This window comes from Kocuria sp. SM24M-10, assembly GCF_001027955.1.
In the GTDB taxonomy this organism is placed as follows: Bacteria; Actinomycetota; Actinomycetes; order Actinomycetales; family Micrococcaceae; genus Kocuria; species Kocuria oceani.
The window spans coordinates 1-26,901 of sequence record NZ_LDNX01000129.1 but is presented as its reverse complement, the minus strand read 5'-3'; the positions used below and the strand labels follow the sequence as shown (position 1 = coordinate 26,901).

At 73.2% G+C, this 26,901-nt stretch carries 25 protein-coding genes; 10 read left to right on the top strand and 15 right to left on the bottom strand.

Translation table 11 applies throughout. The annotated features are described in order from the left end of the window. Nucleotides 1–35: 35 nt before the first annotated feature. Nucleotides 36–1,331: a Na+/H+ antiporter NhaA gene (nhaA, locus tag ABL57_RS15330; RefSeq protein WP_047804343.1), complete on the top strand. Its 1,296-nt coding sequence runs from the start codon at nt 36–38 to the stop codon at nt 1,329–1,331. A 150-nt stretch (nt 1,332–1,481) separates the two neighbouring features. Then, nucleotides 1,482–2,465 (top strand): patatin-like phospholipase family protein, encoded by a 984-nt coding sequence (locus ABL57_RS15325; RefSeq protein ID WP_047804342.1) that lies wholly within the window; start codon nt 1,482–1,484, stop codon nt 2,463–2,465. Nucleotides 2,466–2,634: 169 nt separating this feature from the next. Here the strand turns inward: ABL57_RS15325 and pth are convergent, their stop codons facing one another. The 4 genes from pth to ABL57_RS15305 form a co-directional block, all read right to left on the bottom strand. Continuing rightward, complete coding sequence (pth, locus tag ABL57_RS15320; RefSeq protein ID WP_047804341.1) at nt 2,635–3,213, bottom strand: aminoacyl-tRNA hydrolase; 579 nt, start codon at nt 3,211–3,213, stop codon at nt 2,635–2,637. A gap of 178 nt (nt 3,214–3,391) precedes the next feature. After that, nucleotides 3,392–4,027, bottom strand: a complete 636-nt coding sequence (locus tag ABL57_RS15315; protein WP_047804340.1) for a 50S ribosomal protein L25/general stress protein Ctc — start codon at nt 4,025–4,027, stop codon at nt 3,392–3,394. Nucleotides 4,028–5,309: 1,282 nt separating this feature from the next. Beyond that, on the bottom strand, nt 5,310–7,016 hold the full coding sequence (locus ABL57_RS15310) for a cell wall metabolism sensor histidine kinase WalK (protein ID WP_053005011.1): 1,707 nt from the start codon (nt 7,014–7,016) through the stop codon (nt 5,310–5,312). A gap of 88 nt (nt 7,017–7,104) precedes the next feature. Beyond that, nucleotides 7,105–7,464, bottom strand: coding sequence for a hypothetical protein (locus tag ABL57_RS15305; RefSeq protein ID WP_047804339.1), 360 nt, complete (start codon nt 7,462–7,464; stop codon nt 7,105–7,107). Nucleotides 7,465–7,646: 182 nt separating this feature from the next. On the opposite strand from ABL57_RS15305, the gene ABL57_RS15300 reads away from it, so the two are divergent. Further along, on the top strand, nt 7,647–8,063 hold the full coding sequence (locus tag ABL57_RS15300; RefSeq protein ID WP_047804338.1) for a VOC family protein: 417 nt from the start codon (nt 7,647–7,649) through the stop codon (nt 8,061–8,063). Here ABL57_RS15300 and ABL57_RS15295 read toward each other — a convergent pair. Further along, nucleotides 8,060–9,289 carry an MFS transporter gene (locus ABL57_RS15295; protein ID WP_160310805.1) on the bottom strand — a complete coding sequence of 410 codons (1,230 nt, stop codon included), beginning with the start codon at nt 9,287–9,289 and terminating at the stop codon, nt 8,060–8,062. The two genes, ABL57_RS15300 and ABL57_RS15295, sit on opposite strands and share 4 nt — an antisense overlap. A 322-nt stretch (nt 9,290–9,611) precedes the next feature. On the opposite strand from ABL57_RS15295, the gene ABL57_RS15290 reads away from it, so the two are divergent. Then, a complete protein-coding gene (locus ABL57_RS15290; RefSeq protein WP_047804336.1) occupies nt 9,612–10,070 on the top strand; it encodes a hypothetical protein in 459 nt (152 codons plus the stop codon). 68 nt (nt 10,071–10,138) lie between these two features. Here ABL57_RS15290 and ABL57_RS15285 read toward each other — a convergent pair whose 3' ends face one another. The 3 genes from ABL57_RS15285 to ABL57_RS15275 form a co-directional block, all read right to left on the bottom strand. Further along, nucleotides 10,139–10,534, bottom strand: a complete 396-nt coding sequence (locus tag ABL57_RS15285) for a VOC family protein (protein WP_047804335.1) — start codon at nt 10,532–10,534, stop codon at nt 10,139–10,141. Beyond that, nucleotides 10,531–10,824 carry a helix-turn-helix transcriptional regulator gene (locus ABL57_RS15280; protein ID WP_082157483.1) on the bottom strand — a complete coding sequence of 98 codons (294 nt, stop codon included), beginning with the start codon at nt 10,822–10,824 and terminating at the stop codon, nt 10,531–10,533. The genes ABL57_RS15285 and ABL57_RS15280 overlap by 4 nt, the downstream gene beginning before the upstream one ends. A gap of 104 nt (nt 10,825–10,928) precedes the next feature. Beyond that, nucleotides 10,929–12,101, bottom strand: coding sequence for an MFS transporter (locus ABL57_RS15275; RefSeq protein ID WP_053005009.1), 1,173 nt, complete (start codon nt 12,099–12,101; stop codon nt 10,929–10,931). A 58-nt stretch (nt 12,102–12,159) separates the two neighbouring features. On the opposite strand from ABL57_RS15275, the gene ABL57_RS15270 reads away from it, so the two are divergent. Next, on the top strand, nt 12,160–12,762 hold the full coding sequence (locus tag ABL57_RS15270; protein WP_047804334.1) for a TetR/AcrR family transcriptional regulator: 603 nt from the start codon (nt 12,160–12,162) through the stop codon (nt 12,760–12,762). Between the two features lie 91 nt (nt 12,763–12,853). Here the strand turns inward: ABL57_RS15270 and ABL57_RS15265 are convergent, their stop codons facing one another. Further along, on the bottom strand, nt 12,854–13,705 hold the full coding sequence (locus ABL57_RS15265; RefSeq protein WP_047804333.1) for a class I SAM-dependent methyltransferase: 852 nt from the start codon (nt 13,703–13,705) through the stop codon (nt 12,854–12,856). A 202-nt stretch (nt 13,706–13,907) separates the two neighbouring features. Continuing rightward, entirely contained in the window at nt 13,908–15,566 is a 1,659-nt protein-coding gene (locus ABL57_RS15260; protein WP_047804332.1) for a LuxR family transcriptional regulator, read from the bottom strand. Nucleotides 15,567–15,669: 103 nt separating this feature from the next. Here ABL57_RS15260 and ABL57_RS15255 point away from each other — a divergent pair, with 103 nt between their 5' ends. Continuing rightward, nucleotides 15,670–16,050, top strand: a complete 381-nt coding sequence (locus ABL57_RS15255; protein ID WP_047804331.1) for a helix-turn-helix domain-containing protein — start codon at nt 15,670–15,672, stop codon at nt 16,048–16,050. Nucleotides 16,051–16,095: 45 nt separating this feature from the next. On the opposite strand, the gene ABL57_RS15250 is transcribed toward ABL57_RS15255, so the two are convergent. Further along, nucleotides 16,096–16,698, bottom strand: coding sequence for a ClpP family protease (locus ABL57_RS15250; RefSeq protein ID WP_047804330.1), 603 nt, complete (start codon nt 16,696–16,698; stop codon nt 16,096–16,098). Then, nucleotides 16,695–17,339, bottom strand: a complete 645-nt coding sequence (locus tag ABL57_RS15245) for a ClpP family protease (protein WP_047804329.1) — start codon at nt 17,337–17,339, stop codon at nt 16,695–16,697. The genes ABL57_RS15250 and ABL57_RS15245 overlap by 4 nt, the downstream gene beginning before the upstream one ends. A 167-nt stretch (nt 17,340–17,506) precedes the next feature. Between ABL57_RS15245 and ABL57_RS15240 the strand changes: the two genes are divergently transcribed. Further along, nucleotides 17,507–18,442 (top strand): phosphotransferase family protein, encoded by a 936-nt coding sequence (locus ABL57_RS15240; protein WP_082157482.1) that lies wholly within the window; start codon nt 17,507–17,509, stop codon nt 18,440–18,442. 127 nt (nt 18,443–18,569) lie between these two features. Here the strand turns inward: ABL57_RS15240 and ABL57_RS15235 are convergent, their stop codons facing one another. Genes ABL57_RS15235 through ABL57_RS15225 form a run of 3 tightly spaced genes read right to left on the bottom strand, consistent with a single transcriptional unit; the run spans nt 18,570 to nt 21,714 of the window. Further along, nucleotides 18,570–19,682 carry a M14 family metallopeptidase gene (locus ABL57_RS15235; RefSeq protein WP_047804328.1) on the bottom strand — a complete coding sequence of 371 codons (1,113 nt, stop codon included), beginning with the start codon at nt 19,680–19,682 and terminating at the stop codon, nt 18,570–18,572. 5 nt (nt 19,683–19,687) lie between these two features. Continuing rightward, the gene (locus ABL57_RS15230; RefSeq protein ID WP_047804327.1) at nt 19,688–20,161 is read right to left on the bottom strand and encodes a hypothetical protein; all 474 of its coding nucleotides are present in this window, start codon (nt 20,159–20,161) and stop codon (nt 19,688–19,690) included. Beyond that, nucleotides 20,158–21,714, bottom strand: a complete 1,557-nt coding sequence (locus tag ABL57_RS15225) for a S8 family serine peptidase (RefSeq protein ID WP_047804326.1) — start codon at nt 21,712–21,714, stop codon at nt 20,158–20,160. The genes ABL57_RS15230 and ABL57_RS15225 overlap by 4 nt, the downstream gene beginning before the upstream one ends. 234 nt (nt 21,715–21,948) lie before the next feature. On the opposite strand from ABL57_RS15225, the gene cls reads away from it, so the two are divergent. The 3 genes from cls to ABL57_RS15210 all read left to right on the top strand — a co-directional run bounded on the left by cls (nt 21,949) and on the right by ABL57_RS15210 (nt 26,861). Then, nucleotides 21,949–23,412, top strand: a complete 1,464-nt coding sequence (gene cls, locus ABL57_RS15220; RefSeq protein WP_047804325.1) for a cardiolipin synthase — start codon at nt 21,949–21,951, stop codon at nt 23,410–23,412. 531 nt (nt 23,413–23,943) lie between these two features. After that, nucleotides 23,944–25,695 carry a GH25 family lysozyme gene (locus ABL57_RS23145; RefSeq protein WP_238986083.1) on the top strand — a complete coding sequence of 584 codons (1,752 nt, stop codon included), beginning with the start codon at nt 23,944–23,946 and terminating at the stop codon, nt 25,693–25,695. Then, the gene (locus tag ABL57_RS15210; protein ID WP_047804324.1) at nt 25,692–26,861 is read left to right on the top strand and encodes a CAP domain-containing protein; all 1,170 of its coding nucleotides are present in this window, start codon (nt 25,692–25,694) and stop codon (nt 26,859–26,861) included. The genes ABL57_RS23145 and ABL57_RS15210 overlap by 4 nt, the downstream gene beginning before the upstream one ends. Nucleotides 26,862–26,901 lie beyond the last annotated feature (40 nt).

Genomic DNA, 26,901 nt, shown 5'->3' with positions numbered 1-26,901 from the left:
CCTGATTTTCCGACGACGACGAACAGGAGTCCGCTGTGACCGCAGTTGAGACGGACCAGCACGGGCCGGGACTGGGCAACTTCCTCCGCAGGGACCTTGTGGGCGGTGTCCTGCTGCTGATCGCGATGCTCTCGGCACTCGTGATCGCCAACTCCCCGCTGGCGGACGGCTACTTCGGACTGCGGGACACCCACATCGGCATCGACTTCCCCGGCCTGGACCACACCGTGGGCGAGTGGGCCTCGGAGGGCCTGCTGGCGATCTTCTTCTTCCTGGTCGGCCTGGAGCTGAAGACCGAGTTCGTGGACGGCGAGCTGCGCAACATCCGCAAGGCCATGCTGCCCATCGTGGCGGCCTTCGGCGGCGTGATCGTCCCGGCGCTGATCTACGTGGCCGTCAACACCCTCAACAACGAGGACCCGAGCACCATCGACGGCTGGGCGATCCCCACGGCCACCGACATCGCGTTCGCGGTCTCCGTGCTCGCCGTGGTGGGTTCGTCCCTGCCCGTGGCCATGCGCACCTTCCTGCTGACCCTGGCGGTGGTGGACGACCTCATCGCGATCGTCATCATCGCGTTCGTCTACACCGACGACCTCAGCACCCTCTACCTGCTGCTCGCGCTCATCCCGCTGGGCCTGTACACCTTCCTGGCCCAGAAGTTCCCCGACTTCTTCATGCAGCACCACTGGGCCGCCTGGGTCATCCTGCTGCCCATCGGCGTGGTCACCTGGCTGTTCGTGCTCGAGGCCGGCATCCACGCCACCATCGCCGGCGTGCTGCTGGGCTTCGCCGTGCCGGTCAAGAAGGTCACCCCGCGGGTGATCCGCCAGGAGGAGCCCGAGCTCGGCCTGGCCCCGGCCCTGGAGCACCGCTTCCGGCCGCTGTCCAACGGCCTGGCCATCCCGGTGTTCGCGTTCTTCGCCGCCGGCGTGGCCGTGGGCGGTCTCGACGGCGTGGTGACCTCGCTGTCCGATCCCGTGGCGATCGGCATCATCCTGGGCCTCGTCTTCGGCAAGCTGATCGGCATCTTCGGCGCGGCATGGCTGATGGACCGCTTCACCCCCGCCAGCAAGGACGACGACTACACCTGGCTGGACCTCGGCGGCCTGGCCATGGTCGCGGGCATCGGCTTCACCGTCTCCCTGCTCGTGGCGGAGCTGAGCTTCGGCCTCGGCAGCCCGCACGACGAGCACGCCAAGGTCGGCATCCTCACCGGCTCGGCGATCGCGGCGGTGTTCGGCGGCACGCTGCTGGCCGCGCGCAACGCCCACTACAAGAAGCTGCGCGCCCAGGGCGTGGAGGTCGACAAGCTGGACGCCGCGTCCTGAACCCGCGGTCCCGACGATCCCGCGATCGCGGGTCCGGAGGAATCGGCAGCTCGCGTCACAGTGCCTCCACTGGCCCGTGCTCCTGAGCAGGCGGTCCGGTGCTCTGCTGTACTGGTGGCACTGGTCGCCGGACGGTGAAAGGTGGAGTGCGTGGAGCGGTACGCCGATCTGGTGCTGGAGGGCGGAGGCGTCAAGGGCATCGCCCTGGTGGGGGCCATCGAGGTCCTCGAGGAGCGCGGCTACCGCTTCAAACGGGTGGCCGGCACATCCGCCGGATCCATCGTCGGGGCCCTGGTCGCTGCCGGCATCCCGGCGAAGGAGCTCGTCCGCATCATGGACTCCGTGCGGTACCCGGACTTCCGCGACGGCACTCGCTACACCCGCCACACCGCCGGCAAGGCCCTCGGTATCCTGGCCCGCAACGGCATCTACCTCGGCGAGCACCTGAGGACCTGGTTGCAGTCCCAGCTGGACGAGTACGGGGTGCGCACCTTCGCCGACCTGCGCTACACCGACGACGAACGGCCCCCCGCCCCGGAGCGGACCTTCAAGCTGGTGGTGACCGCGTCCGACATCAGCCGGGGTCAACTGCGCTACCTGCCCTGGGACTACGACGACCTCGGCCGGGACCGCGGCGCCCAGCTCGTGGTGGAGGCGGTCCGGGCCTCGATGTCGATCCCCTTCTTCTACCGCCCCGTCCGCTGGGACAGCGCCGACGGCAGGAAGGTGTGGCTGGTCGACGGCGGCATGCTCTCCAACTTCCCGATCGCCGCCTTCGACGCCCCGCCGGGCAGCACGCCGCGGTGGCCCACGCTGGGCATCAAGCTCTCGGCCCATCCGGAGTCCGTCCAGGGCACGGGGTATCCGATCACCGGCCCGGTGAGCATGACCCGGGCGATGCTCAAGACCATGACCGGCTTCTACGACCAGATGCACATCGAGTCCGCCGACGCCCAGGCCCGGACCATCTTCGTGGACACCGGTGCCGTCCGGGCCACCGACTTCGACCTCACGGACGACGACCGGGACTTCCTCTACCGGAGCGGCCGGGACGCCGCGGTGAAGTTCCTCGACGGCACCCCCACCCGGCCGGCGTGGGATTTCCAGCAGTACATCGCCGCGCACCGGTTCTGATCGGCGCACGGGCAGGGCAGGCCGGGGCGAGTGGCGCGCCGACCCGCTCGTGGAGTCGGCAGAGGTCGTCGGCGACGAAGGTCAGCGCGGTTTCGGGTGCGACGACCGCGGCGACGATCCGCACGAGCCACGACGCAGCGGGCCATGGCCTCCGCATCGCGTCCCGGGATCATCGAGTGTGGAACCTCTGCTGCGCCTCCAGCAGACCGTGGTCGACCAGGTGCTCTACCGCGTCGGCGGCGTCGTCGAGCAGGAAGGGCAACTCCTTGGCCTCAGTGGAGGAGAAGGGCTTGAGCACGTAGGAGGCGGCGTCCATCCGCCCGGGCGGGCGGCCCACGCCCACGCGCACCCGGTGGTAGTCCTTGGTGGACAGGGCCTTGGACATGTCCCGCAGGCCGTTGTGCCCGCCCTCTCCCCCGCCGATCTTCAGCTTGAGCGCGGCGAAGGGAATGTCGATCTCGTCGTGCACGGCGATCACCCGCTCGGGGGCGATGTCGTAGAATTTCGACAGCCCGGCCACGGGCCCGCCGGAGGTGTTCATGTAGGTCATCGGCTTGGCCAGCACCACCCGCGGCCCGCCCGGGCGCAGCCGCGACTCGAGGACCTGGGCGCGGGCCTTGTGCACCTTGAAGGACCCGCCGAGCCGGGAGGCCAGTTCGTCGAGGACCATCTGTCCCACGTTGTGCCGGGTGCGGGCGTACTCGGGGCCGGGATTGCCCAGGCCCACCACCAGCCATGCGTCGGACATCGATGCCTCCAGAGGGATCGGGTCGGGAAGTGCGGGTCAGGACGCCGGGACCGGGACGGGCGGCGTCGGTGCGGTCATGCGAAGTGCGGCCATGCGAGGTGCCGTCATGCGAAGTGCGGGGCGGCCTGCGGGCCGCCCCGCACTCACGGGATCACGAGGACCGGTCGAGCGCTGGCGCTCAGGCCTCGTTCTCGGGGACGACGTCGCCCTCGGGGACCTCGGCGGCCTCGTCGGCGGCCTCGTCGCCCTCGGCCGGGGACTCACCGAGGTCGGCGGCCTGCGGGGCCGCGACGTTGATGACGAGCAGCTCGGGGTCGGAGACCATGCTCACGCCCTCGGGCAGGCGGACGTCGGCGGCGTAGACGTGGTCGCCCACGCCGTGGCCGTCGAGGTTGATGGTCACGTACTCGGGCATCTGCAGGGCCTCGGCCTCGACCGTGAGGGTGTTCTCCTCGACGTTGTGCACGGCGTCGGCCTCGACCTCGCCGATCACGTGCACGGGGATCTCGGCCTCGACCTTCTCGCCGCGGCGCACGGCCAGCAGGTCGACGTGCAGGATCTCCGGGCGGGTGGCGTGACGCTGGACGTCCTTGACCATGACCAGCTCGGTGCCGCCGTCGAGCTGCAGCTCCAGCACGGCGTTGCGGTTGCGCACTGCCAGCATGGTGATGTGGCCGGGAATGACCACGTGCTTCGGCTCGGCGCCGTGGCCGTAGACGACCGCGGGGATCTGGTCGTTGGCGCGGATACGGCGGGCGTAGCCCTTGCCGAAGTCGTTGCGGGTCTCGGCGGGGATGCGGATGGTGTCAACCATGGGAACTCCTCGGAATCGGGTCTGTGCTGTCTCGGCCAGGCGATACCGGCCGCAGACCCTCCCCCAGCGTCCTGGGCGGCGCGCCCTTCCGGGCACGGCCACCGCGCGGGGCGGGAACATTCAACCAGCCGTCGTCGATCACGGGACACAGGGGTCCCCTCGCCTTGGCAACCGCACCAGGGTAGCACGGGGGCAGGACGGGCTTCCCGCGCCGGCCGCGCGGCCGCGCGGAGCGCCGCTTCGCCGGCTCCAGGACCGGGAAGCCGTGGGGGCACCTCGTCGGCGTCCAGGGGCGTCACCCCGACACCCCGGACCGGAACCCCGCTCGGACCCGTGCTCTCGGCGCGGGACTGGTGATTCACCACGCGTGCCCCCCGCTGTGCCGCTGTCGCGCCTCGCCCTTGCACCGAACCCGATAGGCGAGCCGCCGGCTTCCGACAGGGAGTACCGGCCGTGGTGGGGCGGGATCCCCCGGATTCCGCCGGCGCGCCGATGCTTCCCGGAGTGTGTCCCACATCCCCGCGCCGCGGGTCCGCAGCAGTGCACCTGCATCCACCTCAGCATGGACCCCGACCTGCCGCGCCCGTGGAGAGGCGGTGAGCCGGCCGGGTCGAAGGACGGGCTGCACGAAGGTGTGCTCGTGAACTCGGGAGCGGAGGCGGAACCGTGCCGGCCCCGCACAGTCGGGGAGTGGGTCTTCCGGGCGCAGGAGGAACATGTCCATGCGGCCGGCCGCACGATGGGACACGCACATCCGAATCCTGCGCCAGGTGGACGCGGCCGCCCTGACCACCACGCTCGTGCTGTCGCAGCCGGTGCGTTTCGGTCTCGAGCAGGAGCCGCAACTCCTCGGCGGATACACGGTGCCGTACTGGCTGGTGGACGCCGCGCGCGGTCTCGCGTGGTGGGCCTGGCTGGGGCCGCGCGGCACCCGGGACGTTCGGCTGATCGGCTGCCCCGGTCGACGAGAAGCGGGAGGTCCCCACCGCCACCCAGGTGGCTTTCGGAGCCATGACCATCGCCTCGTACATGTTCGACGTGCCCATGGCCCGCAGCTGTGTCGTGCTCGCCCAGCTGCTGGGCATCCTGCCGCTGCCGGCGTGCGGCCTGGTCCGGTGCAGGCTGACGCGCCGGCGGCTGAGCCGGTCCGGGCGGATGCTCCAGTGCCTGGTGGAGGTGGTGGGGGGCCGCCGCGCTGGTGCCGCTGTCCCTCGTGCTGCTCGTGCCGGCATCGATCGTCAAGTCGCTCGACGGCGTGCCGGGTCCCGGGCCGTGCCCGTCGTCAGGCCCTGGACACCACGCCGGAGTCGGTGTTGCGATCGGCGCCGGGCCGGGCGTAGCCGACGCCCGCGGGCGCAACGGGCGAAGGCGTCCGCGGCAGCGCCAGGGTGAAGACGGTGCCCTCGCCCAGGGTGCTGTGGCAGGTCAGGGTCCCGCCGTGCTGCTCCACGATGGCCTTGCACAGGGCCAGCCCGACACCCAGCCCCGGGGTGGTGCTCATCCGGGCGGTGCGGCTGCGGTAGAACTTCTCGAACACCTTCCCCGCGTCCTCGGGGGACATCCCGTGACCGTGGTCGATCACCTGCACCTGGGCCCTGTCGGCCGTGCAGGTGCCGACCACGAACACAGCACTGTCCGGCGGAGAGTACTTCATCGCGTTGGAGACGAGATTGTCCAGCACCTGGCCGATGCGCACCGGGTCGCAGTCCAGCACCAGGGAGTCCGGCGCCCAGCTCTTCACGCTGACCCCGGTGCGCGCGGCGTGCGGCTGGGCCGCGGCGACGGACTGCTCGAGCAGCCCCACCAGGTCCACCGGGACCCGGTGCAGGTCGGCGGCGTCCCGGTGGGCGCTGAGCAGGTCCTCCACCAGGCTCAGCAGCTGGTCGGCGTTGCGCTCGATCACCTCCAGCCCGCTGTGCGCGGAGCTCGGCAGCCGCTCGTCCATGGCCAGCAGCTCGGTGTAGCCGCGGATGGAGGTCAGCGGGGTGCGCAGCTCGTGGGAGATCCCGGCCACGAAGTCGTCCTTGGCCTGCAGGGCGTCCACGAGCTCGGTGACGTCGCTGAAGGACAGCACCGATCCCTCGGCCCGCCCGTCCTCGTCCCGCATGACCCGGGCCGTCACGGACAGCACCTGCTGGCCCGGGGGCTTCCCGACGCGGACCAGGGTCGCGGAGAAGGACTCCCCGGCCACCGCCCGGGCGATCGGGGTGGCCGCGGCCGGCAGCGGGGCGCCGGCGCCGTCGTACAGGTCCAGGCGGGCGGAGGTCGCCGTGCGCGCCAGCCGCTGCTGGGCGTGGTCGTACAGCCGCCCGTTGTTGGTGAGCAGGGGCCGCCCGGTCTCGTCCAGGGCGAGCACTCCGACCTCCACGGAGTCCAGCACGGTGCTCAGCAGCCGTTCCCGGCGGTCGCCGGCGGCCAGCAGCCGGCGCAGCTGCGCGTCCTTGGCCTCGGCGCTGTTGACCAGCACCTGCGCCATGGTGCCGATGGCCAGGATCATCAGCGGGATCAGCAGCGGAGCGGTCAGGGCCGAGAGGACCACCGGCCCGGGGCGCAGCAGCTCCGGCGTCCACAGCATGGCCGTGGTCAGCAGCGCCCCGAGCGCGGCGGCGGACCGGGGCAGCTGCGCGGAGGCGACCAGCCACAGCACCGGGATCGCGGCGAGGAACGGCACCCCGAGCACGTTGGGGAACAGGCCCTCGAACAGGAGCCCGATCGGCACGAAGTCCAGCACCGGGATGGCCAGGTAGGACCGTTCGGGCAGCCGGTCCCACGGCACCAGGGCGCATGCCAGGGTCAGCACGGCGGTGAGAGCTCCGCCCCAGAGCACCAGCGGGTCCGCCAGCCAGGGTGCCCGGACGACGGCCAGGACCAGCAGGAGCAGGGCCGTGGTGACGGCCTGCGGCATTTGGCTGACCACCACCCGGCCGCGCAGCGACAGCTCGTGGAACTGTTTGGGGACCAGGGAACGAGGAGCGAGGAGGGCGTCCACGGCAGGGCTCTTCCGACGACGGGGCGCCACCCGGGGGGGGCTGAGTGGCACCTGCAAACACTAGCGCGTCGGGCCGGCGGCGGACCGCTCAGGCGGCCGGGGACAGGGGCGCGCCGGGCTCCTCGGGCTCGCGCAGCTCCGCCCGCGCCACGGCGTACTCGGCCACCACGGGCAGCAGGTCCACGCCGTGGAAGCCCGTGATCCGCCCGTGGCGCAGCTCCGCCTCGTGCTCGGTGTCCAGCAGGCAGGACGGGACCAGCTCCACCGGGACCCGGTAGTCCGTCCACCGGTAGGTGTGCCCAGGTTGGCGCCGGCCCGCGGTCAGGGACTCCAGCACCACCGGCAGACCGGGGTCGTGGCCGGCCGGCAGCTGGTAGGAGAACAGCCGGGCCCACTCCACCGCCCCGGCGGGAGTCTCGGCAGTGAGGATGCTGAGGGTCACGGTCATCGTGAGGAGTCCTTCCGGGATGCAGCGTGGACCGACGGAACAGCCGCCCGCCTCCAGCCTCCGTGAGCCGCGTAACAGGGGCGTGTCCCCCACCTGCCAGCTTCCCGTGCCTTCCGCACTCCACCGCCCCTGACTACGGTGAGGCAGGAGCACCACGGGAAAGGACCGGGGAAGGACCCTTCATGGCCGACTATCCGCACCTGCAGACCACTGTCCTGGACGCCACGGACGTCCGGGGCCTGGCGGAGTTCTACCGGCAGCTGCTGGGCCTGCAATACCGGCCCGGGGACGAGCCGCCGGCGGACGGCGCCGCCGACGAGCTGGAGTGGCTGGTGCTCACCGACGCGCACGGAGGGCGGAAGCTGGCCTTCCAGGCGGTCCCGGCGCTGCCGCGGGTGACGTGGCCCGATGCCTCAGGGGTTGCCCAGCAGCTGCACCTGGACCTGACCGTCCCGGACAGGGAGTCGCTGGACGCCCAGCGGGAGCGCGCGCTGGAGCTGGGCGCCGAGCAGCTGCTCGACCGCACGGACGACCCCGACGAACCGCTCTACGTGTTCGCCGATCCGGCCGGGCATCCGTTCTGCCTCTTCGTGGCCTAGGGACCCGCCGAACCCGGCCCCGCCGACGGCCGCGCCCGGACCGCCTGACCGGCAAGCACGAACAGCGCCAGGAGCAGGACCATCCCGGCGTAGCCGACCGCGGTGGGCACCAGGCCTATCCGCCCGGCCAGCGCACCGGCGGCGACCGCGGGGATGCTGTTGGCCAGGTAGCTCACCACGTAGATCGCCGAGAGCAGGCCCGCCCGCTGGTGCGGGGCGGCCTGGGGCAGCAGCGTGCGCAGCACGCCGAGGAAGCCGGCGCCGAAGCCGACCCCGGCCACCACGGTTGCGGCGAAGTACAGCCCCACGGACCCGGTGAGCAGGCCGGCCACGGTGGCGGCCATGCCCACTACCAGGGTGCTCATGCCGAACACCAGGACGCGGGCGGCCCGGACCGCACCGAGCAGCAGCGTGGTCAGCCCGCCGGTGCCGGTCAGCGCCGCGACGAGCAGGCCGGTGAGGACGACGGAGTCCTCCCCGGTCATCGAGCGGACCACGCTGGGCCCCAGGGACAGGACCAGTCCGCCCAGGGACCAGGTGGCCGCCGCGGCCGGCAGCACCCACAGGGCCGAGCGCCGCACCGCCGGCGGGAACTGGACCCGCGGCCGCAGCGAGGCCAGGACCCCGGGCGTCCGCTCGACGGTCTCGGGGCTCAGCGCCGTGCCCACCACCTGCAGCACGAGCACGGCCAGCAGCACCACGTAGATCGAGTGCACCGCACCGGGCGCCGCGGCGACGATCAGGCTGGAGGCCACCGCCCCGGCAGCCAGGCCGAGCGTGGGCCCCGCCCCGTTGAGCACCGTGCCCAGCCCCGGACGGGCAGGCGGTTCCAGCTCGATGAGATAGGTGCCCAGCGCGCCCATCGCGGCGCCCGTGGCCACGCCCTGCACCAGGCGTGCCGCCACGAGCGCCGCCTCGCTGCCGGCCAGGGCGAACACCAGCATCGAGACGATCTCCAGCCCCAGGCAGGCGAGCACCACCGGACGGCGGCCCAGGTGGTCGGACAGCGAGCCCACCGTGAGCAGGGCGGTGAGCAGGGCGAGGACGTAGGCGGCGAAGACCACCGTGATCACCACCGGCGGGAAGCCCCACAGCTCTTGGTACAGCGGGTACAGCGGACTCGGCGCGCTGGAGGCGGCCATCAGCACCACCAGCACGGAGGCCTGCACCCAGAAGGCAACAGAGGCGGGCAGACCACGACGACGACGCGACGGGGCAGCGGACACGGACGGCATGCAGGCCTTTCATGGCGGAGGAGTGGCGCGGACAGCGCAAGGGCGCCAAGGATTTGCGAGGAGCTCAGGATAGTCCCACCGGGCACACGTCTCTGTGTGCCGTGGCCCCGAGAGGGCCTGAGCGGACCCGTCTGGACGAACGTCGATGCCGGATCACTTCCCGCATAGGGACCAGACCCTGACAATAGACTTTTGTCCGGTCCCGAGACGACCATGTGGGGACAGAAACCACCTCCCACATGCATAGTCATCCGGATACGCTCGTACACACCCACCCGCTCCGTATCCCCCTCGACGGACAAGCGAGAATCCGATGACCCCCACCCCCCTGTTCACCGACGCCCAGCGCTACCTGCGCTCCGGCTCCCCCGCCGGCCTCACCGTCACCCGGTTCGAGATCGTCGACGACGTCGCCGAGCTCACCGTCGCCTTCACCCCGGAGGCCCTGGAGCGCGTGCTGCGCTCGCAGCTCGAGGCCGTGGGAACCCCCGCCGACTGGGACTGCTCCCAGGCCTGCACCGAGGCCGGCTCCCCCACCTGGGCCTACGCCCTGGAGCTGTCCCGGGTGTTCAACGAGCACTACTTCAGCCACGTGCTGCTGGAGCGCCACGAATCCGGCTTCGAGGCCCTCCTCGCCGCCCACGGGCACGAGGGCACCCCCGTGGTCGCCAAGCCGGACTACACCCCCGCATCTCTGCTGCCGGTGCTGCGCCGCCTGAAGACCGAGCACCTGAGCCACGCAGCGGACCGCTGGTCGGCGCGCGCTGCCTGATCGCAGGACCGTGTCAACGTGGCACACACGACGGTGCCACCTGTCGGACGGTCTCACCGCCCGGGGCCCTACCCCGGTTCGTTCATCGCCGCGATCTGGATGAGGTTGCCGCAGGTGTCGTCGAGCACCGCGGTGGTCACCGGCCCCATCTGCGCCGGCTCCTGCACGAAGCGCACCCCCAGCCCATTGAGCCGCTCGTACTCGGCCTGCACGTCCTTCACGGCGAAGCTGTTGAAGGGGATGCCGTCGGCCACCAGCGCCTCCTTGAACGGGCGGACGGCCGGGTGCTCGGAGGGCTCCAGCAACAGCTCCACGCCGTCCGGGACCTCGGGCGAAACCACGGTCAGCCAGCGGAAGGGCCCGGCCGGCACGTCGGTCTTGAGCTGGAAGCCGAGCTTGGTGGTGTAGAACTCCAGGGCCTTGGCCTGGTCGTCCACGAAGATGCTGGCGGTGGTGATTCTCATGACTCGTCCTTCGGTGGGGGCGGCAGGGCGTCCAGCCACTGCCGCAGGTCGGTGAGCGGGGTGGTGTCCAGGTGGTGCACCGTGGTGCGGCCCCGGACGGTGCTGGTCACCAGGCCGGCCTCGCGCAGCACGGCCAGGTGCTTGGTCACGGCCTGGCGGGTCAGGGACAGGCCGTGGCCGGTGGTCAGGCGCACGGTCAGCTCGAAGAGGCTCTGATCGTTGCGCGCGCCCAGCTCCTCGAGCAGGATCCGCCGCGCGGGGTGCGCGAGCGCCTGGAAGAGGATGTCCACGCGACCAGAATAGGCAACCCTGTGGTTGCTGATCAAGGATCGGCGGAAGATTGCGGTCCCGGCGGCCGCGTTGTGATGCTTCCGGAGCCGCTCGGACGGCGGGGTCACCGCCGTCCGGCCAGCGCGGCGAGACCACCGGCGGCGCAGAGTCCGGCGGCCAGCACCGCCAGGACGGCGGGGTCCACGAGGTCGCGGGCCAGCCCGAAGCCCACGGAGCCCAGGGCCTGCCCGGTGGCCAGGGCGATGAAGAGCACGGACGTGCCCGCCCCGGCGCTGCCGGGCCAGACCTGGCGCGCCCAGAGGATGAGCACGCCCGACAGGCCCATGTAGCCGGCACCGAAGATCGCCATGCCGGCGTAGGCCGCTCCGGCGCTGCCCACCGCCACGGACACCCCGACGCCGGCCTCGGCCACGGCCAGGGCGCCCGCACACCAGCACCATCCGCCGCGGGTGCCCGCCCGCCGCACGAGCGCTCCGGTAAGGACGCCGAGCACTCCCCCGAGCCCCAGGGCGATCCACAGCCGGCCGACCCGCTCCGCGGGCACGGCACCGGAGGCGGTGATCAGCAGCGGCCCGAAGGTCCAGATCAGGGCGGAACCGGCTCCGGCGATCACCGCCGCCGCGGCCGGGACGGCGAGCAGCCGCCACGGGCCCCGGACCGGCAGGGCGGGCGGAGCCGCGGCGGGCCGGGCGGCCGGCAGGTCACCGCGCGCCCGGACGGGCCACCACGCCGCCACCGTGGCCGCCGCGCAGACCAGGGCCATGAACAGCCAGGCCGCGCCGACCGACGCGGCCGCCGAGGCGACCACGCCGGCCCCGATCACCCCCACGGCCGTTCCGGAGTTCACCACGGACTGCGCCGCCGCGCCGGCGCGCGGGGCCACCACTGCGTCGATGACCGGCACCAGGGCGGGAGAGGCGAAGCCCCCGCCCATTCCGCCGATGAACACCGCGAGCACGAACAGCGCCGGGGTGGGGGCGACCGCCACGCCCAGGCACCCCGTGACCGCCGTGGTGCCCGCCAGCAGCAGGCCGGCTCGAGGACGCCGGTCCACCAGCCGGGCGGCCAGCACGGCCGCCAGGGAGTAGGAGGTGAACTGCGCGGCCCCCGCCCAGCCGAGGACGTCCATGAGCTCCGGCCGCTGCGCACCGATCCGGGGCGCGAACAGGCCCACCCCGAACCGGGCCATGCCGTACGTCGCCGCGATCAGCAGCATCCCCGCCACCGCCGCCCCCAGACCGGACGCACCGCGTCGGTCCACCGTGGTTCCCACCATGCCGGCACCTCCATCAGCATAACGATCGTTTCACCATAACAGTCGTTATACTAGCGGCATGGCCAACCCCCAGCAGACCCGGGATCGCATCCTCGACGCCGCCGAGACGCTCTTCTTCCAGGAGGGCATCGCCGTCACGGGCGTGGACCGGGTGGCTGCCTCCGCCGGCGTGGCGATCGTGACGCTGTACAAGCACTTCGGTTCCAAGGACAACCTCCTGCGCGAGGTGCTCTCCCGCCGGCTCGACGCCTGGACGCAGCACTGGGACGCGGCCGTGGCCGGTGCCGGCTCCGCGGAGGAGCGCCTGCTGGCGGTCTTCGACGCCGTCGAGACCTTCCGCGCCGCCGCGGGACCGACCCAGTGGTGCTGCTTCCTGGCCACCGCCTCCGAGCGCCCCGCCCCCGAGGACGGGCGCAGCGACCCGGTCTTCGAGCTGATTCGCCAGGACACCCGGATCGTCACCGACCGGCTGACGGGCCTGGCCCGCGACGCCGGGCACGAGGACCCGGCCGCGACGGCCTCCACGCTGCTGCTGCTCTACAACGGGGTGCTCAGCAGCCTGTTGCGCGGTGCCCCCTCCGATCCCGTGGCGCTCGCCCGCACCACGGCGCGCGCACTGCTCGGCTCCCGCACCGGGCGGCCGTCCTCCACCCCGGGCTGACCCCACGGAGCACCGCCCTGCACGCGGACGGCCGCACGGCCCCGGAGGTGACCTCCGGGGCCGTGCGGATCCTGGGCTCACCCGGCGCGGCTCAGGCGCGGGTGCCGGTCGTGAGCAGGTACTCCATCTCGAAGCGGGCCCGGTCGGCGGTGCCGCGGTTCCAGCGCTCGCACAGCTCGTCGAGCGCCGCGTCGAACTCCTCGGCCCGGCCCTCCCGTGCCGCGTTGGCCCGGACGGCGACGGCGGGGCCGTAGTTGGCCCGGAAGTGCTCGCCGAAGTCGCGGGCCCGGGCGAAGGCTGTGACCTCGAGGACGTCCCGGTGGACCGTGGCGAACTCCACCCGTCCGCCGAACAGCCCCCGGACGTGCTCCTCGCTGCCCCACAGCGGCGCCGGCTGCACACCCGGCGGCGGGGCGGGGGCGAAGGGCTTCATGGTGCGGAAGAGCTCCCCCACCAGCCCCTCGGGCGTCCAGCTCAGCAGCGCGAGGGTCCCGCCGGGGCGGGTCACCCGCACCAGCTCGTCGGCCGTGCGCTGGTGGTGGGGAGCGAACATGGCGCCGATGCAGGACATCACCACGTCGTAGGAGCCGTCCGCGAACGGGAGGTCCTCGGCGTCGGCCTCGATCCAGTCGAGGTGGAGCCCGGCGGCCTCGGCGCGGCGCCGGCCGACGTCAAGCAGTTCGGGCGTCAGGTCGCTCGCGGTGACGCGGGCGCCCGTGGCGGCCGCGGGCAGGGAGGCGTTGCCGGTGCCGGCGCCGACGTCCAGGACGCGCCGGCCGGCGCTGATGCCGGCGGCCTCGACGAGGCGCGGGCCCAGCGGGAGCAGGAACGTCTCCACCATGGCCGGGTAGTCGCCCGAGGCCCAGATGGCGCGGTGCTTGGCCTTGAGCTGCTGGTCGGCCGTGGGGGTGCCGGGTGCCGGGGTGCTGAGGGTCTGTGACATGGCGGGGTCTCCTGATCGGTGGTGCGAATGCCTCGGGTCGAGGCCTGCTGCTGGTGTGCGGTGAAGGGATGTCACGCCATCCAGCATCCGCCGATCGGCGGGGCCGGACATCGGGAGAACGCCCTATCCGGTCCCCATCCCCCGGTCCCTATCCGCAGCTCCTGTCCCGCCACCCCTGCCCGTGTCCCCCGGCTCCGGTCCGTCAGCCGCTGTCCCAGCCGGTGGCCACCGTGTGCGCGGCCGCCTCCGCGCGGTTGTGCACCCCGAGCTTCGTCAGGATCCGGCTCACGTGGTGCCCGGCGGTCTTCTGGCTGATCCCCAGCACCCGGGCGATCCGCGCGTTGGACATCCCGAGGGCGATGAGGTCCAGCACCTCGTGCTCGCGCGCGGTCAGCTCGCCGCTGCTCCGCGGCCGGGGTGCCGTGCCGCCCCCGAGTTCGCGCAGGAGCCGGGCCGCGGCGTCCAGCTCCCGGGCGGCCCCGAGCTCCCGGAAGGCGGTCTGGGCGGCCAGCACCTCCTCCCGCGCCAGCTCCGGCGAGTCCCCCAGCACCGCACGCGCCAGTTCCAGCCGGGCGAGACCGACGTCCAGCGGCATCGCCAGCACGCCGAAGGCCCGCAGGGCCCGCCGGGCGGACTCCGCCGCAGCGGCGCGGTCCCCGGTGGCCAGGGCGAGCCGGGCCGCCGCCAGGTCGGCGCGCGCCGCGCCGAGCCGCACCCCGGACTCCTCGGCGATGCGCTGGAGCTGCTCGACGGCCACCTCCGCACCGGCGGGGTCCCCGGCCGTCAAGCGGGCGTCGACGAGGGCGGCCAGCAGCTGCGCGGTGCGCACCGCGTGCCCCTCCGTCTCGGACAGGCCGCGCTCGAGCAGGGAGACCGCCACCTGCGCCCGCCCTTCGGCCAGGTGCAGCAGCGCCAGGGCCCGCAGGGTCGCGGGGTGCTCCTCGCGCCGGGCGAGCAGGTGCTCCGCCTCGCGCAGCCGGCCCTGGTGGATCCGCAGCTCGGCGAGGGAGGCGCGGGCCGGGACGCTGAGCTCCGGAATGGCGCGGGCGTGGGTGGCCAGGGCGGACGTCAGCGCCGCCTCGGCCTCGGCCCAGTGGCCTGTGGCGATCAGCACGTCGGCGTGCACGGTCCGGCACACCCCCAGCAACGGCGCCGCCTGGTGGGTCTGCGCGAAGTCCTCCACGCGCTCGCACCACTCCACCACACGCTCCCACTCCTCGGCCTCGGCGCAGGCCGCCACCAGGGTGCAGTAGGTCTCGCCCAGGGTGTGGACGTTGCGGATCCGGCCCGCCGTGGCCGCGACCATGGCCTCCTCGAGCAGCCGCAGGCCCGGTTCCCGGTGCCCGGCGGTCAGCTCCGCCTTGCCCAGCAGGCTCAGCGCGAGGATCTCGAGGTCCTCCGCCCCGGTCTCCCGGCCGATGCGCAGCGCCCGCTCTGCCTGGGCGGCCTGCTCCTCGACGGCCTCGGCCTGCTGCGCCCGCCCGATCGCCACCCAGCCGTGCCCCACGCCGGTGGGGGTGTCCCCGAGGACCCGTTCGGCCCGGGCGAGCCAGCCCCGGGCCGCGGACGGGCGGCCCGCGATCAGGTGCTGGTCGGACACCCAGGCCGCCACCCGGGCGGCGTCGTGGACCCGGTGCTGGGCCGCGTAGCTGCCGACGGCGCGCTCGCGCCACTCGATGCCCTCCGCGATCCGGCCCTCGAACCACAGGGCCAGGCCCAGGCCCTCGGCGGCCACCGCGTGCTCGGAGGATCCGCCGCTGTCCAGGACGCGCTCGAGGGCCCGGCGCGCGGCGGGCCAGTCGGCCTGCTCGAGCGCCCTCGCCCCCTCCTGGACCAGCTCGCCCACCTGCGGCGATCCCATGCCAGCAGTATCCCACCGCGTCCGCCGCGGGGACAGGCGCGCGGTGATCCGCTCACAGCAGAGGACCCGCCCGCCGGCGCCGGGACGGACCTAGCATGGGTCCATGAGCGACGTGATCGAGCCCACACCGGCCTATCTCCCGGCGCCCGCGCCCCGGGAGCGGGCGGCGCCGCGAGCGCCCGTGGACCCGTTGTGGCGGTCGGTGCTGGGGATGTTCCTGCGCCGCCACCGCCTGGCCCAGGGCCTGACCCTGGCGCAGGTGGCCCGCACCTCCGGGGTGTCCACGCAGTACCTCTCGGAGATCGAGCGCGGGGTGAAGGACCCGTCCTCGGAGATCATCGCCGCGGTGGTCGGGGCGCTGGGGCTGAACCTGCTCGACCTCACGGCCGGGACCACCGGGGTGCTGCGGGACGCGTCCCCGGCCGCCTGGGTGGTGCCGGGCGGGCCGGTCTGCCTGGCCGGGCCTGTGGCCCTGGCCGTCTGAGCGGCCGCGCCCCGCAGCGCCGTCCCGCGGTGCCGATGCCCCGGGTCACCGGGCCCGGACCTCCCGCGGGGTGACCACCCGGTCGGCCACCCCGTAGGCCACCGCCTCCTCGGCGGTGAGCACCAGGTCCCGGTCGGTGTCCTCGCGGATCTGCTGCGGGGTGCGCCCGGTGTGCCGGGCCAGGACCTCCTCCAGCTGCGCGCGGGTGCGGGCGATCTGCTCGGCCTCGAGGATGAGGTCCGGAATGGTGCCCTGGCCCTGGGCGGCGGGCTGGTGCAGGACCACCCGGGCGTGCGGCAGCACGGAGCGGCGGCCCGGGGCGCCGGCGGCCAGCAGCACCGCGGCCGCCGAGGCGGCCTGGCCCACGCAGGTGGTGTCCACGGGGGCGCCCACGTACTGGATGGCGTCGTAGACGGCGAGCATCGCCGTGGTGGAGCCGCCCGGGGAGTTGATGTAGAAGCCGATCGGCTGCTCGGAGCCGTAGGAGTCGAGGTAGAGCAGCTGGGCGATCAGGACGTTGGCGACGCCGTCGTCGATCTCGGTGCCGAGGTAGACGATCCGCTCGGCCAGCAGCCGGCTGAAGACGTCCATGCTGCGCTCCCCGTGGGGCGTGCGCTCGACGACGTAGGGCACGGTGTAGGTGCTCATGACCCCACCCCCGCAACGGCGGGCGACGCGGCGGGCGTCGCGGTGGGAGTGGCGGCGCGGGGCCGCACGTCGTCGAGCCCGGCGATGACCCGGTCCACGAACCCGTAGGCGCGGGCCTCCTCGGCGGTGAACCAGCGGTCGCGCTGGGAGTCGGCCGTGATCTGCTCGATCGGCCGGCCGGTGTGCTCGGCGATGAGCCCGAGGACCGTGTCCCGGGTGTGGCGCAGGTCCTCGGCCTGGATGGCGATGTCCACCGCGGTGCCGCCGATCCCGGCCGAGCCCTGGTGCAGCAGGATCCGCGCGTGCGGCAGGGCGTAGCGCTTGCCCGGGGTGCCGGCCGAGAGCAGGAACTGCCCGGCGCTGCAGGCCAGCCCCATGGCGAGGGTGGAGACGTCGTTGGGGATGATCCGCATGACGTCCATGATCGCGAGCATCGCCGGGACGGAGCCGCCCGGGGAGTTGATCCACAGGCTGATGTCCCGGCGCGGGTCCTGGGCGGAGAGCAGCAGCAGCTGGGTGCACAGCCGGTTGCCGGTGGCCTGGTCCAGCTCGGCGCCCAGCACGATGATGCGCTGCTCCAGCAGCCGGGAGGCCAGTTCGTCGTCGAGCGGGGTCCTGGGTGGTGCGGTGGTGGTGTTCATGGCCCCAGCGTGGACCCGGCCCGCACCGGGCGGAACCCGTTTCTGCTGTGCGCGGCTCCGCCCTGAGCGGCTCCGCCGTGAGCGGTCCGGCTCCCGTGCCGTGGCCCCGGGGACGGCTCTATCCTGGGCACAGCCGGCGGGCAGCCGGGCCGCACGGAAGGACTCCCATGGACGAGCTGGACCGGATCGCCGCCGCCTTCCCGGACCTGCGCTGGTCCCGGGCCCGGCGCATCACGGAGGGCTGGGACCACGTCGTCGTCCTCCTCGACGACGCCCGGGTGTTCCGCTTCCCGCTCCAGGCGCCCTACGCGGACGGACTCGGCCGGGAGATCGAGGTCCTCGACCACCTCGCCGGTCGTCTGGCCGACCACTCCGCTGATCGGCCGGGTGATCGATCCGGTGATCCTGCCGGCGACGGTCTCGCCGGGCCGCTGCCGGTCCGGATCCCGCGCTACGACCGGGTGGCGCCCGACGGCTCGTTCGCCGGCTATCCGATCGTGCCGGGGCGGACGCTGACCCCGGAGCTGATGGCCGCCCTTCCGGCGGTGCAGCGGGAGGCCCTCGTCGGTCAGCTGGCCGGGTTCCTCTCCGCCCTGCACACCGCCCCGGTCGCCGGGACGCCGCTGGAGCGGGTGCCGTCGTCCTACCTGGCGGAGGACCAGCGGGAGGTCCGCGAGGGGGTCGCGGCCCATCTGCCGGCCGTGCTGACGCCCGGTGAGCTGGCCGAGGTGGAGGAAATCCTCGCCGACGTCGACGCGCTGCTGGCCGCGGACCTGCCGGTGGTGTTCTCCCACAACGACGTCTACAGCCGGCACCTGCTCTGGGACGAGGCCGCCGGGCGGCTGGGGGTCATCGACTTCAGCGACATGTGCCTGGGGGACCCGGCCGTGGACTTCGCCGAGCTGCACGAGTACGGCGAGGAGTTCGTCCGTGCCGTCTACGACCGCTACACCGGGCCGGGAGACCCCAGGTTCCTGGACCGGGCGTGGACCTATCAGCGCTGGGTCGGGGTGTACATGCTCACCGACCACTTCGAGGTGGGCAAGACCACCTGGTCGGTGGCCCGGGAGACCTTCGACCGCTGCCGGGGCCCGAGGGCCTGACCTCGTCGCCGCCCGGCAGACCGGAACAGGTCGGGTCCGATCCGCCGTGCCGGGCAGCGCTGACGCACCGGCCCCGAACGGCGCCCGAGCACCGGGCCGGGCCGGGTCACCGGAGCGGCCGCGATGCTCAGGCGGAGCCCTCCCGTTCCGCGGGCGTGCGGACCTCGGGCGCCGCCGGGTCGGTGACGGCCACGGCGAGCGCCAGCAGGCCCGCGGACACCTCACGGATGACCTGCTCGGCCTCGGCCCAGGGCGGCTGGAAGCTGTGGGCGCACTCGATCGTGAAGCCCAGCACCCGGGTCCGGGACGGGTCGCTGAAGTGCCGGCTGTAGGCGTAGTCGTCGCTGGCCCCGGAGGTGGGATACAGCCCGCCGAAGGCCGGCACCACCGGGTACTCGTCCCCGCGCACCTCCCGGATCGCCTCGCTCATCCGCGCCCCGAGCGCCAGCTCGGCCTCGAGGTCCGCGGCCGGGAGGTACTCCTGGTAGGCGGTGTCCCCGGGGATCCCGCGCAGCGCGTCGAAGGCGGGATTGCGGAAGTTCTGCTCCTGGTCCGTGCTCTGGTGCTCGTCGCTGCCCCAGTTGTGCAGGATCACCGGCACGAAGCTGTGCACGTCCACGTGACAGCGGATCCCCGGACGGGTGTCCAGCAGGTGCACGACGTTGCGGGTCTCCGGCTCCGAGGCGGCCGCGGGCCCGCGGTAGACCTGGCGGGGGTCGCAGGGGTCGGCGGAGGTGGCCACGTCCGCGTCGGGGTGGAACTTCGCGGTGTGCTCCCAGAGGAAGTCGAAGTTGCGGTTGACGTCCACCCCGGTGCAGAGGCCGCCGGCCGGGTGCGGGCGCCGGTTCTTACGCCACATGGGCTCGGCGGTCTGGCTGTGCCGGCGCCCGTCCGGGTTGACGCACGCGACGACGTAGAGGTTGGTGCCCTCCAGCACCTGCCGTACCTGGTCGGCGGGCACCCGGTGGTCCCCGTAGTCGAGGCCCGTGCCGCGGGTGGCGGCCTCCAGCAGGTCCGCGGCCAGGGACACGAGCGCGTCCGGCGGCACCCACTCCCGGGCGTGCACCCCGCCCAGCAGCAGCACCCCGGGGCGCTGCGGATCGGCCCCGATGCGCAGGCACCGCACGCGCCGGCCCTCGTGCGTGCGGTGCGGCAGCTCGATGAGCTCCGTGAGCCCGGGGTACTCGGCGGCCAGGGACTGCAGGGCCGTCTCGATCTCGTCGACGTTGAGGTAGCTCATGGCGATCAGCGCTTTCCCCCCAGGCCCCGCACGGGACGCAGCTGCGTGCCGGGAACGGTGGCCGCGCCGCGGCCGGCCTCACCGTCCGCGGCTTCTCCCGGTGCCGCTCCACCCGGTACCGCCCGGCCGCGGACCGCCTCGCCCGCCGCCGCGTCACGGGCGAGGAACCGGTTGCCGGTGCCGACCTCGGCCTGGCGCTCCCGGCCCACGGCGGTGGCGTTCTCCCGGACCTCCAGCCGCACCCGGGCCCCGGAGCGGGCGCCGCGGGCGGCCTCGAGCCGGTCCTCCGGCAGGTAGGCGTCCACCGTCCAGCCCTCGGCCTCCCGCCGCGGGGTGGCCCGGCAGCCCAGGTCCGCGCCGGTCTCCCGGGCGAAGTCCCGCAGGTCGCCCAGCTCGGCCCCGTGGACCTCCACGTGGATCAGCGGGGGCAGGAACGGACCGCCGCCCACCACGTCCTCGGTCGGATCGTCCTCGCTCATGACATCTCCCTCACCGGCGCGGGGAGCAGGGCCGCGGCCGCCTGCACGGCGGCCGCGGCGCTGACCCGCCCGTAGCCGTAGTCGTCGTCGTGCCCGGCGTCGTCGTAGGACGCGCCGCCGATCTTCGCCGCGGACTGCCGCAGGACCGCCCGCAGCTGCGCCCCGGTGAGCCCGGGGTTCACCGCCAGCGCCAGGGCCGCGCAGCCGGCCGCGCACGGGGCCGCGAAGCTCGTGCCGGTGGCCACGTGGTAGCCGCCGTCGCCCCCGGTGCTCAACACGTCCACGCCCGGCGCGATCAGCTCGACCGCCGGACCCCGGGCCGCGTGGTCCTCGAGGTCGTCGTGGGTGGAGCGCACCACGGCGACCACGTCCGGGTGGGAGACGACCTCGTCCTCGAGCACGTCGACGTTCCGCCCGTTGCTGGCCGCCCAGAAGACCGCCATGCCGGCGCCGCCGCGGGCCCCGCGCGCCACCGAGGCCAGCGCCAGGTCCAGCACCGTGGCCAGCTCCCACGCGGCGTCGTTGGGGCCCAGGCTGCAGACCACGATGTCGGCCCCGGGCCCCGGATCGGCCCCGGGGACCTCCGACGACGGATCGGCGGCGCAGGCCACCGCCCGCGCCAGGGTCGTCTGGTCGCCGACCTGGTCCGGCAGGCACGCCAGCAGCACGAGCCCGCACTCAGGGGCGGCCCCGGAGCCGCCCCGGTCGTTGCCCTGCCGGGCGCCGACCATCCCGGCGCAGAAGGTCCCGTGGTCGCCGGACGGCATGCCGGCCGTGCCGGGCACGAACCGCGGCCGTCCGCCGGGTGCCGGGCCGGGGTCGGTGAAGTACCCGGACGTGCCCAGCACCCCGTCCCGCAGGTCCTCGTGCGTGGTCAGGAAGCCGTTGTCGATCACGGCCACCCGCACGCCGGCCCCGCGGGTGCGCTCCCAGGAGGCCTCGGCGGCGACGTCCGCGCCGGGCGTGCCGCCGGTCTGCCCGGTGTTCGACCACTGCCACTGCTCCCGGTAGCGGGGGTCGGCCGGCGCGGCCCGGCCGGGGACGTGCTCCTGGAAGCTGGGCTCGGCGAGGCTGACCCGGGGGTCGTCGTGCAGGGCCACGGAGGCGTCGAGGGCGTCCGGATAGGCCGTGGCGTCCACCTCGAAGAGGTTCGGGGCGAAGCGCAGCCGTCCGACCTCGTCCAGGTCCAGCTCCGCCAGGACGGCGGCGGCGTCCTCCTCGGGGATCTCCTGCAGCAGCTGCACCACCAGGCGGCGCGTGACGATCCCGTAGCGGCCGTCCTGGCGCCTGACCAGGACCCCGGCCGGCGGTGCCGTCCCGTCCGCCCGCGGCTCCGCGACGAGCCGGGTGGTGCCGAGGGTGGGGCGCACGAAGACCCAGCCCGCCCGGTGGAACGCCTCGAGGCAGTCCTCCGGCATTCCGAGGGCGGCGGCGTCGACCTCCGGCCCCAGGGCCTCCCACCGGACCCCCGCGGCCGAGGACTGCACCGGGGCGACGTCCTCGATCTGCTCCACGGTCCTGAGCCGTCCGCGCTGGTAGTAGCTCCGTTCCACTGCGCCCCTCCCGGGATGGTGGCCGTCGCGCCGCGCGGCGGCCGCACGGGTCGTGTCGGCCCCGCCGCCGGCCTCGCACCTGCCTCGTGGCACACACCTAACCACTCCGGCGGCACGGCCGCACCTGGGGCGTCGTCACAGTTCGCCCGGTCGGCCCGCTGGTGCCCCGGCCCGGAGCGCGCGAGACTGCAGAACAGCGGCAGCGCACCGCGCGCTGTGGGAAAGGCGCGTTCCATGGGGTGGGAGCACTGGGTGACCGTGGCACTCGTGCTCCTGGAGTACGGGCTCAAGCTGGTGGCCGTCGGCACGGTGCCGGAGAACCGCCGTCCCTCCTCGTCCTCGGCGTGGCTGCTGCTGATCCTCTTCGTGCCGGTCGTCGGCTTCCCGCTGTACTGGCTGATCGGCAGCCCCTACGTGCGCGGGCGCCGGCACGAGATCCAGGAACAGGTCAACCGGCTGCTGGCCGAGCACACCGGGCACCGGCCCACGGTGCCTCCCGGCGCCGACCCGTCCGCCGAGCTGGCGTCCGTGCTGCGGATGACCCGCCGGCTCACCGGGATGCCCTGTGTCACCGGGACCCACGAGGACCTGCACGGCGACGCGTCCCGCACCTACGCCGCCATGGCCGAGGCCGTCGCGAGCGCGCAGACCTACGTGCACGTGGAGTTCTACATCATGGCCTGGGACGGGACCACCGACCGGTTCTTCACCGCCCTGGCCCAGGCCGTGCGCCGCGGCGTGCGGGTGCGGCTGCTCATGGACCACCTCGGGTCGCGGAAGTACCCGGGCTGGCGGGCGTTCCGCCGCCGGCTCACGGACGCGGGCATCGACTGGCACCTGATGATGCCGATCGCCCCGCTGCGCGGCCGGTGGCGCCGCCCGGACCTGCGCAACCACCGCAAGCTGCTGGTCGTCGACGGCGAGGTGGCCTTCCTCGGCTCGCACAACATGATCGACCCGGCCTACGGCAGCGCCCGCAACGCCCGCACCGGGCGGCGGTGGACCGACCTGACCCTCCAGGTGCGCGGCGAGATCGTGCGGGCGGTCGAGGCGGTCTTCGCCACGGACTGGTACCTGGAGACCGGGCAGACCCTGACGCCGGCCGAGCACGTCGTGGACGCACCGTCCCTGGTGCCCTCCGGACCGGCCCACGCGATGCAGCTCATCCCCTCCGGGCCGGGGTTCCCCTCCGAGCCGAACCTGCGGGTCTTCACGGCGCTGGTGCACCAGGCCACCGAGACGCTGGCGCTCACCAGCCCGTACTTCGTGCCCGACGAGTCGCTGCTGTCGGCCCTGACCACCGCCGCCTACCGCGGCGTGCGGATCGACCTGTTCGTCGGCGCGGAGGCCGACCAGTCCTTCGTCGGCCACGCCCAGCGCTCCTACTACCGCGCCCTGCTGGAGGCCGGGGTGCACATCCACCTCTACCCGGCACCGGCGGTGCTGCACGCCAAGTACCTCACCGTCGACGGCACCGTGGCCATGATCGGGTCCTCGAACCTGGACTTCCGGTCCTTCGCCCTGGACTACGAGGTCATGCTGCTGGCCTTCGGCGGGGACCTGGTGGCCCGGCTGCAGGCCAACGACGCGCAGTACCGGGCGATCAGCCGGGAGCTGACCCTGGAGGAGTGGCGGGGCCGGCCCTGGCCCCACCGCTACCTCGACAACGTGTGCCGGCTGGTCTCCGCCCTGATGTGAACCGGTGCGCCGCGGCTCAGCCGGCGGTGCTGGGCGCCGTTCCGCGCGCCGCGCCGTTCGCGCGGTGACGGCGGCGGCGGCCTCGAACGGCTCCTCCGCCACCTGCCGGGGCACCGACCGGTTGCGCTCCTGTGCCACGACCGGCACCGGAACCACACCCCGCCGGACCTCCGGGGTGGCCTACCGGTCCGGTGCTCGGCGGCTGCGTGCAGGCCGCGGTCGTGGGTCGGAAGGATCCCCGCATCCGGACACCCGCGGCGAGCGGCGGACGTTGCCCGTGCAGACCACCGGGGTGCGCGCGAGTGCACGGTCCTCTTCCGGAGGTCGAGTGCGGTTCATCATGGCCGCCGGCACCGCGCGCCACGTTCCGAGACGCACCCGACCGAATGTGTGTAACACGTCGCGCCGTTATTGATTATTTATGTAAACGCGCCTTTATACTCGTCGTGGCTCCAGAGGATCTTCCCCCCATCCCCATGGCCTTGCACGAGTCGTTCCCCCCAACGATCCATGCGAGTTAGGCGTCCCAGCGTGAAAGCACCCCCCCGACTGACGCTGCCCGCTGCCCTCACGGCGGCGGTGCTGGCCATCACCACACTGACACCCACCGCGGCCACGGAAGATGCCGCCCCCACCACCCTCTCGGCCGAGCAGCAGGGCAACCTGGTCTCCGAGGTCGTGGAGTCCGACGGCGCGATCGTGTCGACCCTGAAGGACGTGGACACCGGCCAGGTGGCTGACGGGACCGCCATCAGCGGCTCCTCCCTCGGCGAGTCGTTCAAGGACTCCGAGGGACGCGCCGCCGCCAGCGGGCTGGGCTCGGTGGCCGCCTACACGACATGGCGGCCGAGCGGGATCCAAGGCCTCGACGTCTCCAGCAACCAGTCGGTCGTCAACTGGACCGAGGACTACAGAGCCGGCGCACGCTTCGCCTACATCAAGGCCACCGAGAGCGCCGACGGCTACAACACCAAGGGCCAGCCAGTCCGCGGCTACAAGTCCCCGACGTTCGCCGCCCAGTACAAGGGCGCCTACGAATCAGGGATGATCCGCGGGGCCTACCACTTCGCCCACCCCGACGATGCCCCTGGAGCTGTGCAGGCCGACTATTTCATCAACAACGGCGGTGGCTGGTCCGCGGACGGCAGGACTCTCCCGGGCATGGTGGACCTGGAGGCCACCGCCGGCCAGGACTACTGCTACAACCTCACCCCCGCGCAGATGGTCGCCTGGATCCGGGACTTCTCCAACCGCTACAAGGCCCGCACCGGGCGTGTTCCGGCGATCTACACCGGCGCCTACTGGTGGAACCAGTGCACCGGCAACTCCACGGCCTTCAACGACCACCCCCTGCACCTGCCCGCCTACGACATATCCGCGCCGAACAAGTACCCGGCTGGGTGGACTCGCTACGACATCTGGCAGTACTCCGAGACCGGGCCCTTCCTGCGGGCCACCGGCGGCGGGGACTCCAACGTCTTCGGCGGCACCTCGGCGCAGCTGGCGGACCTGGCGAAGAACCGATATTACAAGCCCCTCGGCGGCCGCGCCCCTGCCGGCACCGTCACCGAGGTCCAGCCCGCCGGGTACACGCTCAAGGGCGCCATCGGGCGCACGTACCACGCCCTGGGCGGATCCGCCGTCTTCGGCACCCCCACCGGCAACGAACGCGGCGGTCTCATGGGCGGCGGCGTGCTGCAGGGCTTCTCCAAGAACCACACCTTCTACTGGAGCCCCGCCACCGGCGCCCAGCCGGTGAACTTCAACGGAGCCATCGGCCGCAAGTTCGCCGCCCACCGCTGGGAGAACGGCCTGGGCTACCCCACCACCCGCGAGATCACCGGGCTCACCGGCGGCGGCGCCTACCAGGTATTCCGCCACGGCACCGCCGTCAACAAGCTCCTCTGGACACAGACCACCGGCGCGCACCTGGTCCGGGAGAACACGGGCATCGGCGGCGCCTGGAAGCGCGGCGGTTTCGAGCGCGGCTACGGCTACCCGGTCACCGACGAGATCAGCGGCCTGGTCAACGGCGGCGCCCACCAGGTGTTCCGCAACGGCAGCGCGGTCTATCGGATCCTGTGGAGCCCCACCACCGGCGCCCACTGGCTCAAGGAGAACAGCGCGATCGGTCGCGAGTGGATCGCCGCCGGGGCCGAGCGCGGCTACGGCTATCCGACCACCGGCGAATACCGGTACGGCACGGAGGTCCGCCAGAGGTTCTCCAACAACTGGACCGTGCACTACTCCACCGTGACGAAGAGAATCTGGGTGACCCGATGAGCCACGCCAAGCATCGCGCCCCGACGCGCCGCCGCACATCCGGCCGCCTGGTCCTCGCCGCGGCCGCCCTCGCCCTGACGGTCCCCGCCACCGGCATCCTGGTGGCGGCCCCGGCCACCGCGGCGAGCTCGGACATCGTCCAGGTCTCCGCGAGCACCCGGACGGCCGACGCCCAGCAGCTCCTGCAGCTGATCAACGCCCATCGCAAGGCCAAGGGCCTCGCCCCGGTCAAGTACTCGGCCACGGTCTCCGGGATCGCCCAGGGAGAGTCCGACCGGCTGACCCGCCAGGAGGTCATCAACCACACGGACACCTTCCTCGAGGACCCCCGGGCCGGTTCCTGGAAACACGCCGGCGAGATCCACGCGGTCTCCTGGCAGCGCTCCGTCACCGACCTCATGACCTGGTGGAAGGGATCCACCGCACACAACAAGGTGCTCACCGACCCGGACATGACGGTCATCGGCATCGGCCTGACGTACGTGGACGGGTCCCTGGCCGGCAACAAGCAGAGCTGGAAGCTCGTGGGCACCGTGGCGTCCTACGGCTACGCTGCCGGCCAGGCCCCGGCCGACGCCCGCAGCTCCGTGGGCACGGCTCCGGCCCCTGCTCCCGTGCCCACCACGGCACCGATCAGTTCCGTCGGGTACACGCTCAAGGGCGCCATCGGGCGCACGTACCACGCCCTGGGCGGATCCGCCGTCTTCGGCACCCCCACCGGCAACGAACGCGGCGGTCTCATGGGCGGCGGCGTGCTGCAGGGCTTCTCCAAGAACCACACTTTCTACTGGAGCCCCGCCACCGGCGCCCAGCCGGTGAACTTCAACGGAGCCATCGGCCGCAAGTTCGCCGCCCACCGCTGGGAGAACGGCCTGGGCTACCCCACCACCCGCGAGATCACCGGGCTCACCGGCGGCGGCGCCTACCAGGTATTCCGCCACGGCACCGCCGTGCACAAGGTGCTGTGGAGCCCCCGGACCGGTGCGAAGGTCGTGAAGGAGACCGGGGCGATCGGTCAGCGGTGGAAGGCCGCCGGTTTCGAGCGCGGCTACGGCTACCCCGTCACCGACGAGTACCGCTACGGCACGGAGGTGCGCCAGCGGTTCTCCAACGGCCACACGGTCCACTGGTCCTCCGTCACGAAGCGTACCTGGGTCACCCGCTGACTCCTCGCGCGCAGGCTCATCCTGCGGCACGCCCGGCCGG